Source organism: Streptomyces caeni, assembly GCF_042678285.1.
Lineage (GTDB): Bacteria > Actinomycetota > Actinomycetes > Streptomycetales > Streptomycetaceae > Streptomyces > Streptomyces caeni.
In genome coordinates, this window is sequence record NZ_JBHUDX010000029.1 from 1 (window position 1) to 13,369 (window position 13,369).

Genomic DNA, 13,369 nt, shown 5'->3' on the forward strand with positions numbered 1-13,369 from the left:
CCTGGACCGGGCCGGCTTCGCGATCATCGCCACCGGTCTGCAGCAGTGCGTCACCGACATCGATTCCAGCCGCGCCGACGGCGAAACCGCCGACCAGCTGCGTGCGCGTCTGGAGAAGCTGTTCCTGTCACTGGCCTGAGCCGCACGCTCGGGTGCGAGCCCTGACCGCTCGCCGCGATCCGGGCGCTCGGGCACGCCTCGGCACGAACCGCGCCCCGGTGTGAGTCCGGACGCCCGGGGCCCAGCCGCCACGTCCGCCGTGCCCCGCCACACGCCACCCGCCGCGACTCCACGCCCGGGGAGAGCCACGCCCGCCGGTGCCGCCCCCGGCGCCGGACCTCGGTATGAGCCCGATCGCTCCGGCACGGCTCCGAGTCTCCCCGTGCACTCGACGCACCGGGCGATTCGCGAGGCACCACGCCGCCCGACTGCCAGGGCGCCTGACGCGAGCCCCACCCGCGGCGCGAGCCCGGCGCACGTGCCGTGCGCCGGGCCGCGGTGCAGGCCCCGGCCCTCGGCACCGGCCGGTCCGGGACACGGCGCGAGCCCCGGCCGAGGCCGCGGGGGCTCGCTGGTGGGGCGGGGTGCACGGCACGCGGGAACCCCGTGGGCGGAGCTTCACACCCGGCGGGGTTCCCAGGACTGTCTAGCGTGAGGGCCGCGCGTGACCCGTTGCCGTGCGGCGGCGGGTCACACGGGTGACGGTGAGGGCGATCATGAGGAACAGCCCGATGACGACGGCCGGGGCGGCCGCGGCCGTCAGCCAGTCGTGGCCGTCCATGGGCGCCGCGGTCATCAGCAGTGTCGCGATGGCCACGGAGAGGACCAGCCCTGTGCCGAGGAGGGCCGCGACGGTGTACGGGGACGGTGCCCGTTCCCCGCCGGAGCCGGGGGCGATGTGACGCAGCGTCGCCCACTGGAGGGCGGCCTCGCGCTCCTCGTGCTTGCGCTGCACCCCGGCACGTGTCCACAGGCCCGCTGTGATGCCCGTACCCGCGCCGATCACGACGGCGATCACCCATCCGGTCGCGTTCGCGACGAGCAGCGGGGCGAGGGAGGCGACCGTGCCCCAGCCCGTCAGGCAGGCCGCCGCCGCGATGCGGCGGGAGTCGGGACGATCGGCCCCCGCACGCAGGTCCGCGAGGGCGGGCAGGTACCAGACGGCACCGGCGATGGTCAGCACGGTGACGCCCAGCGCCAGGACGGCATGGGACATGGCCTACCTCGATGCCTCGAGCGCGCGGACCTCGGGGTGGTGCAGGTCGAACGCCGGGGACTCGGACCGGACCTGCGGCAGGGACGAGAAGTTGTGCCGCGGCGGCGGGCAGGAGGTGGCCCACTCCAGCGAACGGCCGTAGCCCCACGGATCGTCGACCTCGACGCGCTTGCCGTACTTCGCCGTCTTCCAGACGTTGTAGAAGAACGGCAGCATCGACAGGCCGAGCAGGAACGACCCGATGGTGGAGACGGTGTTGAGCGCGGTGAAGCCGTCGGCCGCCAGGTAGTCCGCGTACCGGCGCGGCATACCCTCGACACCCAGCCAGTGCTGGACCAGGAACGTCAGGTTGAAGCCGACCGTGAGCGTCCAGAAGGTGATCTTGCCGAGGCGCTCGTCCAGCATCTTGCCGGTGAACTTGGGCCACCAGAAGTGGAATGCGGCGAACACCGCGTAGACGACCACACCGAACAGCGTGTAATGGAAGTGCGCGACGACGAAGTACGTGTCGGACACGTGGAAGTCCATCGGCGGCGAGGCCAGGAAGATCCCGGTCAGACCACCGAAGACGAAGGTGACCAGGAAGCCGGTCGCATACAGCATCGGTGTCTCGAAGGACAGGCTGCCCTGCCACATGGTGCCGATCCAGTTGAAGAACTTCACACCGGTCGGAACCGCGATGAGGAACGTCATGAAGGAGAAGAACGGCAGGAGCACACCGCCCGTGACGTACATGTGGTGCGCCCACACCGACATGCTCAGGCCGGCGATCGAGATCGTCGCGCCGATCAGGCCCATGTAGCCGAACATCGGCTTGCGGGAGAAGACCGGGATGACCTCGGAGACGACACCGAAGAACGGCAACGCCAGGATGTAGACCTCGGGGTGGCCGAAGAACCAGAACAGGTGTTGCCACAGCAGCGCCCCGCCGTTGGCCGGGTCGAAGATGTGGCTGCCGAACCGGCGGTCCAGCTCCAGCCCGAACAGCGCCGCGGCCAGGACCGGGAAGACCAGCAGGACCAACACGGCGGTGAGCAGCACGTTCCACGTGAAGATCGACATGCGGAACATGGTCAGGCCCGGCGCGCGCATGCAGATGATCGTGGTGATGAAGTTGACCGCGCCGAGGATCGAGCCGAAGCCGGAGAGCGCCACGCCCATGATCCAGAAGTCCGCGCCGATGCCCGGCGAGTGGACGGCGTCCGACAGCGGGGCGTACAGGAACCACCCGAAGTCGGCCGCGCCGTCGGGGGTGAAGAAGCCCGCCGCCGCGATCGAGGAGCCGAACAGGAACAGCCAGTAGGCGAGCATGTTCAGGCGGGGGAACGCCACGTCGGGCGCTCCGATCTGCAGCGGCATGATCCAGTTCGCGAGGCCGGTGAACATCGGCATCGCGAACAGCAGCAGCATGATCGAGCCATGCATGGTGAAGGCCTGGTTGAACTGCTCGTTCGACATGATCTGCAGGCCGGGCCGGGCCAGTTCCGCGCGCATCAGCAGGGCGAGCAGGCCGCCCACGATGAAGAAGACGAACGCGCTGACCAGATACATCGTCCCGATCTTCTTGTGATCGGTGGTCGTCAGCCATTCCACCCACGACGGCCTGCTCGCCGTGTGTCCGGTGGATCCGGTTGGCTCGTGGAGTGCCGGGCCTATGCCCGCCTCCTTCGAGCTCGTCACATGTCTTGTCTGTACCTCGTCCACCGGACGGTGTCCTCCCCATCGGTTCGTGTCGCCGACGAGCCGGGAAGTGCCGTGGTGCGGGAAAGGACGACGCGGCGCTTCCCGGCCGCCGCCACATGATCGTCCGAGGGGCCCGGGGGCCCGATAGGGCCGAACAGTCCTAGCCGCGACCTGCGCTTGGGCCGAACGGCCCTGTTACGGCGGGCCGCCCCCGTCTCAGAGCAGCGTCTGCCAGTACGACCAGAAACGGGTGATGATCAGCATCACGATGCTGAGGTACCAGGCCACCGGCACCGCCCAGTGGAACTCGAGCGCGCCGGCGACGACGCCTCGCGGGGCCGGGAGGATCCCGTGCCGGAGGTTGTGCACGGTCGTGTACCAGAACATCGCGATGGTGGCCGCCCAGGCGAGGCAGCACCACAGGCACAGGGCGCCGATCTCGTAGAGCGCCTGGGACATCAGCCACATGCAGAAGGCCGTGCCCAGCAGCGTGCCCAGGTTCAGCCCGAGCCAGAACCAGCGGCGGAACCGGGCCCCTGCCAGCAGCGCCAGGCCGACGGCCGCGACCACCGGGTAGGCGATCAGGCCGGCGAGCGGGTTGGGGAACCCGAACACGGACGCCTGGTCGCTGCGCATCACGTTCGAGCACGAGACCACGGGGCTGAGGTTGCAGGACGGCGAGAAGGCCGGGTCCTGGAGCAGTTCGAACTTGTCGATGGTGATGACGAAGGAGGCGAGCACGCCGAGCGCGCCGGTCACGATCAGCAGCCAGGCCAGGGCACGCCCGGCGCCGATCGCCCCCCGGGACGTGATCTCCCGCTGACCTCCCTCCCGGTCGTCGGCGGTGCGGTGCAGGGTGGTGCTGCTGGTCGTCATAAGGGCTGGTCCGCCTTGCTGGTGTTCCGGGTGGGCTGCGGGCCCACGGTGGGTGAGGGGTGGGCGGGGCCGGGTATCGGGGGGACCGCCCTCCGGGCGGGAACCACCGGGCCCCGCGGCCGCGGGGCCCCGCGCACCGCGCGGCCGTGTGCCACCGGCACACCCGCGGGACCCGCGTGCCCGACCACCGCGTTCATCGCTCCACCCGTTTCCCCGCCTGCGGCGGCTTCCCGTCGGTTCGTCGCGCCTCACAGGGCCCGTACGTGCCGTCCCGGTGCGGGACCGCCGTCCGAGCCCATGGGCGGTGGCTCCGGCCCGGGTCGCCGGGCGGGCCGCGCCGCCAGTGAAGTCGGTGCGGCTCGGCGGCGGCAAGGGCCGAAGGGCCCCGTCTGCAGGGCGGGACGGGCAGGGGTCCGCCACCCGCCCAGCGGTTGACATATCGGGGCAATATCAAACGAGTGCCGTCCGGGGCATAGGGGCCCACACCTGCACAAGGGCCATACGGCCTCTTATTCGGCCCGGGCGGCCCTGGTACATCGCGGCACACCCGTTGACGATCACCTCATGCTCGCGGCTGCGTCCGCTCCCGCGCGCGCCCGCCCAGGGGACGCTGGCGGGCCGACGCTCCAGGGCGCGCTGCTCGAAGGCCTCTTCCATCAGGAAGTCAGACGTCGTCATGACCGCCGTGCGGTCGGAAGAAAGGACAGGCAGGAGTGATCGCTGTCGTGGGACATCCCGATCTCACCGTGCCGACGCTCACGCTGCTCGAAGAGGAACTGCGCACACGGCTGGCCGAGTTCGCCCGGGTGGGCAAGGCCGGGCTGGTACGTGCCGGTCATGGACTGCCGCTCGCGTTCGGACGTGCCGCCCGCAAGGCGGGGATGGCCCTGGTGACCGTGCTCCCGGCGCGGGGCGGCGTGCCCGCCCAGCTCGCCGAGCCCGACCGCAAGGCCGCCGGTGAACTGCTGCTCCTCTCCGAACAGGTGCGCCTGCTGGAATACGATCCGGCGGACCGGGGTGCCTGCGTGGGCGCGGACGAGAACCTGCTGCGCTCCTGCGTCCGCCTGCTGGCGGTGTGGGACGGCTCCCCGTCCAACGGCCGGGACGCGACGGCCCACCTGGTGGCCTTCGCCCGCAGCCACGGCGTCGACGTCGAGGTGCTGTGGCCCGACGGCGCCGAACACGTCGGCGCCCACAGGGATGCCTCATGACCGTCCCGTCCTCCCCTCGCGCCCGCATGGTGGAACTGGACCGGCAGGAGTCGCTGAAGCTGCTGGCGGAGGTGCCGATGGGACGTGTGGGCTTCACCCACCAGGCCCTTCCGGTGATCCGCCCGGTCAACCACCTCGTCACCGGCGACGGCGACGTCGTCATCCGCACACACGCGGGGGCCGCCCTGCTGAGCAGCGCGTCGGCGTCCCAGGTGGTGGTGTACGAGGCGGACCAGATCGACCTGCACACCCGCACCGGCTGGAGCGTCATGGTCACCGGCCAGGCGAGCCGTCTGACGGAGCCGCAGGCGCTGTCCCTCTACCACGCCCGGCTCACGCCGTGGGTGGACAGGGAGATGGAGCACATGGTGCTGATACGGGCCGAGTTGGTGACCGGCTACCGCCTGACGCACTGAGGACGGCGCCCCGTCCCAAAACCGTGGCCCGCCGTCCCGTCGGCGGTGTCACAGCCGCACGATGACCAGGGCGATGTCGTCGCGGGCTCCGCCGACCACGCCGAGCTGGGCCAGCAGCGCGTCGGCCAGGCGCTCCGGGCTGAGGGTGCTGTGGCGGCTGAGGGCGTCCGTCAGGCGGTGCAGGCCCTCTTCGATGTCCTCGCCGCGGCGTTCGATCAGCCCGTCGGTGTAGACCACGAGAGTGTCCCCCGGGGTGTACGGCTGCACGGCCTGCGGACGGGGAATGTGCTGGGGCCGGGCGCCCAGCGGCGGGTCGGTGGCGTGGTTCAGCAGATCGCAGCCGCCGTCCGGGTGCACCAGGACCGCGGGCGGGTGACCGGCGTTGCTGTAGATGATCAGGCAGCTGTTGGTGTCGATCAACGCCTTGACGGCGGTGGTGTTCAGCGCGCCCTCGACCGAGCGGGCGTACAGGCCCAGGACCTCCAGGGCCTGGGAGGGCCGCTCCAGCGCGCGGATGGCCGCGCTCAGCGCGCTGCGGAGCATGCCCATGACGGCGGCGGCCTCCAGTCCGTGGCCGACCACGTCGCCCACCGCCACCGCGAAGCGGCCGCCCGGCAGGTCGACCACGTCGTACCAGTCGCCGCACACGTTCAGCGAGCCGGTGGCGGGCAGGTAGCGCACCGCGACGTTCTCGTGCTGGGCCAGGTCGGGTGACTGGAGCATGGCCTCCTGCAGCGCGACCGCCACCTGACGCTCCCGGGTGTGGGCCTGCCGCAGCTCGTCGTTCAGCCGCTGCAGTTCGCGCGCCCGCGCGTACAGCTCCGCCTCCAGGGCCTCCCGCTCGGTCAGCTGCTTCGAGGGGGGTGCGCCCCCGGAGCTGTGCGTCTGGACGTACGCCGTCACGTCCTCCACCCGGTGGATGATCCACGCCACACTCCCGTCCGGTCTGAGGATCGGCGTGTTGATCGGGGACCACCAGCGCTCCTCGAAGGCGCCGAAGAAGCCCGCGAGGGGGATGTCGTACTTCTGCAGCGCCATCGTGTCGGGCTCCCGGGTGACCAGGACCCGGTGCAGCGAGGCGTTCAGATTCCGCACCCCGTCGGCCTCCGGGTCGGCCGGGTTGTCCGGGAACGCCTCGAAGATGTGCTGCCCGATGAGGTCCTCGCGGGTCCGCCTGGTCGCGTCCAGGTATGCCTGGTTCACCTCCACGATCACCAGGTCCGGGCCGAGCACCAGGTAGGGACTCGGTGTGGCGGCGAACAGCGCCGCGTAGTCCAGCCCTGGCATCGTCACCGTCTCCCTTCCCGTCCCTCCCCCGCAGGCCGCCCCATCTCCCTTCACGCTACGGTCCGTCCAGGTCGGCCGCCCACCGGGCGCCTCGCGCCGGCACCGCCGCCGTTGAGACGGCCGGCCGGAGCGCACGTACGACTCCGTATGGCCACCACCGCAGCCCGCACCCGGTCCCTCCCGGGCCTTGCCCGGCGTGTCAGCCGCCGTCCCCCCGCCCGCAACCTCGCGTTGGTGCGGCGCGGGGAACCTCTGCCGATGTGACTGCCGTACGTCTCCCCCAGGAACTCCCCAGACGTGTTCCGGTCCGCCAGGCGCTGTGTCTGCTCCCGCTCGTCCTCGTGCTCGTGGTCGCCGTGCGGCACCGGTCCGTGCTCGCTGAGGGCTTCGGCCATCTGGGGTCGGCGCGGTGGCCGTGGCTGGCGGCAGCCGTCACCGCCACCTGCCTGACCTGGGTCGCGGCCGCCTTCACCCGGCAGGGAGCGGTGGTGGAGCGGCTGCCCGCGCGCCGGCTGCTCGCCACGCAGTTCGCGGCGGGTGCGGCCAACCACCTGTTGCCGACCGGTCTGGGCGCGAGCGCCGTCAACCTGCGTTTCATGACGGTGTGCGGAGTGCCGCTCGCCCGCTCCTCGGCGGCGCTCGCGCTGTACATGCTCGCCGAGTCGATCGCCCGGATCGGTCTGCTGCTGACCCTGTTGATCGCCTTCCCGGGGGCGCTCCACTCAGGCGGTCTCATCCCGGCGCCGGCGATCGGCCCGCTCCTGCTCGCGGGGGTGGCCCTGGTGGGCGTCGCGGCGGCGGTGCTCCTTCTGGTGCGCCGGCTGCGGACGGCCGTGTCCTCCTTCCTGCGGACCGCGCTGCGCGAGGCCCGCTCGGTGCACACCCGCCCGGCCCGCGCGCTCGCGCTGTGGGGCGGCTCGCTCTCCTTCCCCCTCCTGCAGGCCGCCGGACTCGCGGCCGTCGGACGGGCGCTGGCGCTGCCGGTGCCGCCGGCGCACACGGCGGTCGCGTATCTGGCGGCGACGCTCGCGGTCGCCGTCGTGCCCGCCCCGGGCGGCATCGGCTCGGTCGAGGCGGCGCTCGTCGTCGCCCTGGTCGCGGCGGGCGGCCCGGCCGCCCTGGCGACGGCGGTGGTCCTGGGCTACCGGATCATCACGGTGTGGCTGCCGCTGCTGCCGGGGGCGCTGGCACTGGGCGCCCTGGTGCGGCTGAAGGTGATCTGACCCGGGCCGACCCGGCCGTACCGCGCGGTAACCTCGGCCGGGCCAGCCCCCGCCCGCCGTGTGAAAGGGACAGCCCGATGCCGGTCCGGACCGAACGCCAGGGGTACGTCACCACCGTTGTCCTCTCCCGTCCTCAGGCCCGCAACGCGGTGGACGGGCCGACCGCCGCGGCGCTCGCCGCCGCCTTCCGGGAGTTCGAGCGGGACGAGTCGGCGCGGGTGGCGGTGCTGTGGGGCGAGGGGGGCACGTTCTGCGCGGGTGCCGACCTCAAGGCGGTCGGGACCGAGCGGGGCAACCGGGTCGCGGAGGACGGCGACGGCCCGATGGGGCCGACCCGGATGAGGCTGTCCAAGCCGGTGATCGCGGCCGTCGCGGGGCACGCGGTGGCCGGGGGCCTGGAGCTCGCGCTCTGGTGCGATCTGCGGATCGCCGAGGAGGACGCGGTGTTCGGGGTCTTCTGCCGCCGCTGGGGAGTGCCGCTCATCGACGGCGGGACGGTCCGGCTGCCCCGGCTGATCGGCACCGGTCGTGCGATGGACATGATCCTCACCGGCCGTCCGGTGTCCGCCCGGGAGGCGTACGAGACGGGGCTCGCCAACCGTGTCGTGCCGACCGGCCGCGCCCGCGCCGAGGCCGAGGAGCTGGCGGCGTCCCTCGCCCGCTTCCCCCAGGCGTGTCTGCGCGGCGACCGCGCCTCCGTGCTGGACCAGGAGGGGCTGGACGAGACGACGGCCATGCGGGGCGAACTCCGTCACGGCATGGGCGTGCTGGCGGAGGGGCTGGAGGGCGCCGCCCGTTTCGCCGCCGGGGCCGGGCGGCACGGGTCGTTCGGCGACGGGTGACCGGCCGGGGGACGTCAACGGCCGCTGCCCGTCGGCCCGGTGACGGACGGACACGCTCATGCGGCAGGATGAGCCTTCGCCCCGGACGGCACCCACCGTCCGGGCCTGATGGTGCATCCCGTGATTCGAGCAGGTGGCAAGGTGACGACTCCTCACATCCGGCCCTGGGGCCTTCTCCGTCGCGCGGGAGGTGACCGGTGAACCGCCCGCTCACCCTCGACGACCTGATCGTCGCCGGAATCGCCCTGGCCGCGGGTCTGGTGGCGGCGTTCCTGGCGCGCATGCTGCTGCGCTGGCTGGGCAGGCATGCCGGCCGCACCCGGTGGGGCGGCGACGATGTGATCGTGGACGCCCTGCGGACCGTGGTGCCCTGGGCGGCGATCGCCGGCGGCGCGGCGGCCGCGGCGGCCGTGCTGCCGCTGACCCGGACGGTGCAGCACAATGTCAACCAGGCCCTGAGCGTGCTGCTCATCGTCGCCGTGACGGTGACGGCCGCCCGCGTGATCGCAGGCCTGGTGCGCACGCTCACCCAGTCCCGCTCCGGGGTCGCCGGATCGGCCACGATCTTCGTGAACATCACCCGGGTCGTGGTACTGGCCATGGGTTTCCTGGTGGTGCTGCAGACCCTGGGCATCTCCGTGGCGCCGCTGCTCACCGCCCTGGGTGTCGGCGGTCTGGCGGTGGCGCTCGCCCTCCAGGACACCCTCGCGAACCTCTTCGCGGGCGTCCACATCCTCGCCTCCAAGACGGTGCAGCCCGGTGACTACATCCGGCTGAGCAGTGGCGAGGAGGGCTACGTCGTGGACATCAACTGGCGTCAGACGACCGTACGCCAGCTGTCCAACAACCTGGTCGTCATCCCCAACGGCCAGCTCGCGAAGACGAATATGATCAACTACACCCGTCCCGAGCAGCAGTTGACGGTCCTGGTACAGGTGGGGGTCGGCTACGACAGCGACCTGGAGCATGTCGAGAAGGTCACCGCCGAGGTGGTCGCCGAGGTGATGACGGACATCACCGGAGCCGTCCCGGACCACGAACCGGCCATCCGTTTCCACACGTTCGGCGACTCCCGGATCGGCTTCACGGTGATCCTCGGCGTCGGCGAGTTCAGCGACCAGTACCGCGTCAAACACGAGTTCATCAAGCGCCTGCACAAGCGCTACCGGTCCGAGGGCATCCGCATCCCGGCCCCGACGCGGACGGTGGCCCTGCAGCAGGGCCCGGCCGTCATTCCGCAGCAGCGCAGCGGTGACGGTCTGCCCGCAGAGCAGTACGGCGCGGGGTCCGCCCTGCTCGAAGGGTGACCGGGGCGACCGGCGGCGTGGCCCTTGACGGTGAGACCGGCCGGCCTTGTCGGAGGGTGGTCGTTGCACGGGAAGACGGTGTGCGCCGAGTTCGGCTGGAGCGGATATCGCGCCGTTCGGTTCCTCCGCGCGCGGCGTTCCGGCGGGCCGAACGGCGCGGCGGGCCCGTGGGTGCGTGGTGCAGGCCACTGTCGAGCCGAGTGCGGTCACGAGATATCTTGATGTCGAGCAATGTTGCAGACGTGGAGCGGAGCACCCGGTGACTGACTCGACCATCATCTACACACACACTGACGAGGCCCCGGCCCTGGCGACGTATTCCTTCCTGCCGGTGGTCCAGGCGTACGCCTCGCAGGCGGGTGTCACTGTGGAGACCCGTGACATCTCGCTGGCCGGGCGCATCCTCGCGGTCTTCCCCGAGTACCTCGCCGAGGACCAGCGGGTCGGCGATCACCTCGCGGAGCTGGGCGAGCTCGCCAAGACGCCCGCGGCCAACATCATCAAGCTGCCGAACATCTCGGCGTCCGTCCCGCAGCTCAAGGCGGCCGTCGCCGAGCTCCAGGCCAAGGGCTTCGCACTGCCGGACTACCCGGACGAGCCGAAGACCGACGAGGAGCGGGAGATCCGCGCCCGGTACGACAAGATCAAGGGCTCCGCGGTGAACCCGGTCCTGCGCGAGGGCAACTCCGACCGCCGCGCCCCCGCGTCGGTCAAGAACTACGCCAAGACCCACCCGCACCGCATGGGCGCCTGGACCCCCGAGTCCAAGACCAACGTCGCGACCATGGCCGACAACGACTTCTGCTCCACCGAGAAGTCCGTGGTGATCTCCGAGGCGGGCTCGCTGCGCATCGAGCTGAAGGGCGACGACGGCTCCACGACCGTGCTGCGCGAGTCCGTACCGGTCCTGGAGGGCGAGGTCGTCGACGCCTCCGTGATGCGCGTGGCCGCGCTGCGCGAGTTCCTCACCGCCCAGGTCGCCCGTGCCAAGGAGGAGGGCGTCCTCTTCTCCGTGCACCTGAAGGCCACGATGATGAAGGTCTCCGACCCGATCATCTTCGGTCACGTGGTGCGCGCCTTCTTCCCGAAGACGTTCGCGAAGTACGGCGAGACGCTCGCCGCGGCCGGGCTGACCCCGAACGACGGTCTGGGCGGCATCTTCAAGGGCCTCCAGGCCCTGCCCGAGGGCGCCGAGATCAAGGCGTCCTTCGACGCCGAGCTGGCCGAGGGCCCCGAGCTCGCCATGGTCGACTCCGACCGCGGCATCACCAACCTGCACGTGCCGTCCGACGTGATCGTCGACGCCTCCATGCCGGCCATGATCCGCACCTCCGGACACATGTGGGGCCCGGACGGCCAGGAGCACGACACCCTCGCGGTCCTGCCGGACTCCAGCTACTCCGGCGTCTACCAGGCCGTGATCGACGACTGCCGGGCCCACGGCGCCTTCGACCCGGCCACCATGGGCTCCGTCCCGAACGTCGGCCTCATGGCGCAGAAGGCCGAGGAGTACGGCAGCCACGACAAGACCTTCGAGATCCCCGCCACGGGCACGGTCCGCCTCGTCGACCAGGCCGGCAACGTCGTCCTGGAGCAGACGGTCTCCGCCGGCGACATCTTCCGCGCCTGCCAGGCCAAGGACGCCCCGATCAGGGACTGGGTGAAGCTGGCCGTCACCCGTGCCCGCGCCACCGGCGACCCCGCGGTGTTCTGGCTGGACGCGAACCGCGCCCACGACGCGGTGCTCATCGAGAAGGTCGAGCGGTACCTGCCGGAGCACGACACCGAGGGCCTGGACATCCGCATCCTGTCCCCCGTCGAGGCGACCAAACTGTCCGTGGAGCGCATCCGCCGCGGCGAGAACACCATCTCGGTCACCGGCAACGTGCTGCGCGACTACCTGACCGACCTGTTCCCGATCCTGGAGCTGGGCACCAGCGCCAAGATGCTGTCGGTCGTCCCGCTGATGGCGGGCGGCGGCCTGTTCGAGACCGGCGCCGGCGGCTCCGCGCCCAAGCACGTCCAGCAGCTGCTCAAGGAGAACTACCTGCGCTGGGACTCCCTCGGCGAGTTCTTCGCGCTCGTGCCGTCCCTCGAGCAGTACGCGAAGACCACCGGCAACGCCCGCGCCCAGGTGCTGGCCGACGCCCTCGACCGCGCCACGGCGACCTTCCTCAACGAGGACAAGTCCCCGACCCGTCGCGTCGGCGGCATCGACAACCGGGGCAGCCACTTCTACCTGTCCCTGTACTGGGCGCAGGAGCTGGCCCGGCAGACCGGGGACGCGGACCTGGCCAAGGTGTTCGCCCCGCTCGCCGAGACGCTCGCCGCCGACGAGCAGAAGATCGTCGACGAGCTGATCGCCGTCCAGGGCAAGCCGGCCGACATCGGCGGCTACTACCAGCCCGACCCGGCCCTGGCCTCGGTGGTCATGCGCCCGTCGGCGACCTGGAACGAGGCGCTGGCGTCGCTCGCGTAACCGGCGCCCGCGGGGCCTTTGCATCGGTGTGACGACCGCCCCGGCCGGACCTGATCCGGCCGGGGCGGTCGTCTGTCCCGCGCCCGGTCGTCCCCCGTGCCGGCGGTGAACGCCGTCGTCGGCCGGGCGACCACCCGCTGCCGGAGCCCCTCGCCGCACACGCCGGCGCCCAGCTCCGGTGTGACTTGCGCCTGACCTGGAGCGACATGCACACAGCGCGAGGTGTTGACCGTACGATCGGGCAATGCCTGACATGACCGAAACCACGCCCGGCTGGCTGACTCCCGACGAACTCCGGTCGGCGCGTGCCCGCATGCCGATCCTGTACGTGGAAGCCGTGCCCGTGCGCGTCGACGACAGCGGTGAAGTCACCAGCATCGGACTGCTGCTGCGGATCGGGCCCGACGGGACCGTCAGCCGCACCCTGGTCTCCGGGCGGGTCCTGCACCACGAACGGGTCCGGGACGCCCTCCTGCGCCATCTGGAGAAGGACCTCGGGCCCGTGGCGCTGCCCCGGGTACCGGCGTCGCTCCAGCCCTTCACCGTCGCCGAGTACTTCCCGACGCAGGGGATCACCCCGTTCCACGATCCCCGCCAGCACGCGGTGTCCCTCGCCTACATCGTCCCGGTGACCGGCGACTGCCGCCCCCGCCAGGACGCGCTGGACCTCGTCTGGTTCAGCCCGCAGGAGGCGGCGTCGGCCATGGTGCAGAGCGAGATGCCGGGCGGTCAGGGCGCCCTCCTCAAGCAGGCGCTCGCCCACGTCGGCTGTCTGTCCTGAGCGCGCGTCGGCCCGCCCCCCGTGGCGGCGGGGCCCCGGGCCGACGGG

General features: G+C 71.7%; 11 protein-coding genes and 1 pseudogene. 8 read left to right on the forward strand and 4 right to left on the reverse strand.

Translation table 11 applies throughout. The annotated features are described in order from the left end of the window. Positions 1-139: pseudogene (locus ACFSL4_RS12455) on the forward strand (transcriptional regulator); the annotation flags it as partial. Between the two features lie 507 nt (positions 140-646). Here ACFSL4_RS12455 and ACFSL4_RS12460 read toward each other — a convergent pair. The 3 genes from ACFSL4_RS12460 to ACFSL4_RS12470 form a co-directional block, all read right to left on the reverse strand. After that, positions 647-1,216, reverse strand: a complete 570-nt coding sequence (locus tag ACFSL4_RS12460; protein WP_381081632.1) for a hypothetical protein — start codon at positions 1,214-1,216, stop codon at positions 647-649. 3 nt (positions 1,217-1,219) lie between these two features. Continuing rightward, on the reverse strand, positions 1,220-2,872 hold the full coding sequence (ctaD, locus tag ACFSL4_RS12465) for an aa3-type cytochrome oxidase subunit I (RefSeq protein ID WP_381081649.1): 1,653 nt from the start codon (positions 2,870-2,872) through the stop codon (positions 1,220-1,222). Positions 2,873-3,115: 243 nt separating this feature from the next. After that, a complete protein-coding gene (locus ACFSL4_RS12470; protein WP_381081633.1) occupies positions 3,116-3,775 on the reverse strand; it encodes a vitamin K epoxide reductase family protein in 660 nt (219 codons plus the stop codon). Between the two features lie 713 nt (positions 3,776-4,488). Between ACFSL4_RS12470 and ACFSL4_RS12475 the strand changes: the two genes are divergently transcribed. Together ACFSL4_RS12475 and ACFSL4_RS12480 are read left to right on the forward strand one after the other, a co-directional pair. Further along, complete coding sequence (locus ACFSL4_RS12475; protein ID WP_381081635.1) at positions 4,489-4,986, forward strand: hypothetical protein; 498 nt, start codon at positions 4,489-4,491, stop codon at positions 4,984-4,986. Beyond that, the gene (locus ACFSL4_RS12480; RefSeq protein WP_381081637.1) at positions 4,983-5,402 is read left to right on the forward strand and encodes a pyridoxamine 5'-phosphate oxidase family protein; all 420 of its coding nucleotides are present in this window, start codon (positions 4,983-4,985) and stop codon (positions 5,400-5,402) included. The genes ACFSL4_RS12475 and ACFSL4_RS12480 overlap by 4 nt, the downstream gene beginning before the upstream one ends. 48 nt (positions 5,403-5,450) lie before the next feature. On the opposite strand, the gene ACFSL4_RS12485 is transcribed toward ACFSL4_RS12480, so the two are convergent. Continuing rightward, positions 5,451-6,689, reverse strand: a complete 1,239-nt coding sequence (locus ACFSL4_RS12485; protein WP_381081639.1) for a PP2C family protein-serine/threonine phosphatase — start codon at positions 6,687-6,689, stop codon at positions 5,451-5,453. 260 nt (positions 6,690-6,949) lie between these two features. Between ACFSL4_RS12485 and ACFSL4_RS12490 the strand changes: the two genes are divergently transcribed. The 5 genes from ACFSL4_RS12490 (at position 6,950) to ACFSL4_RS12510 (ending at position 13,321) form a co-directional block, all read left to right on the forward strand. Beyond that, complete coding sequence (locus ACFSL4_RS12490; RefSeq protein WP_381081641.1) at positions 6,950-7,912, forward strand: lysylphosphatidylglycerol synthase transmembrane domain-containing protein; 963 nt, start codon at positions 6,950-6,952, stop codon at positions 7,910-7,912. Between the two features lie 77 nt (positions 7,913-7,989). After that, a complete protein-coding gene (locus tag ACFSL4_RS12495) occupies positions 7,990-8,754 on the forward strand; it encodes a crotonase/enoyl-CoA hydratase family protein (protein WP_381081643.1) in 765 nt (254 codons plus the stop codon). Between the two features lie 197 nt (positions 8,755-8,951). After that, positions 8,952-10,061: a mechanosensitive ion channel family protein gene (locus ACFSL4_RS12500; RefSeq protein WP_381081645.1), complete on the forward strand. Its 1,110-nt coding sequence runs from the start codon at positions 8,952-8,954 to the stop codon at positions 10,059-10,061. 259 nt (positions 10,062-10,320) lie between these two features. After that, on the forward strand, positions 10,321-12,540 hold the full coding sequence (locus ACFSL4_RS12505) for an NADP-dependent isocitrate dehydrogenase (protein WP_381081647.1): 2,220 nt from the start codon (positions 10,321-10,323) through the stop codon (positions 12,538-12,540). Between the two features lie 253 nt (positions 12,541-12,793). Next, positions 12,794-13,321, forward strand: coding sequence for an NUDIX hydrolase family protein (locus ACFSL4_RS12510; RefSeq protein ID WP_381081651.1), 528 nt, complete (start codon positions 12,794-12,796; stop codon positions 13,319-13,321). Positions 13,322-13,369: the final 48 nt, after the last annotated feature.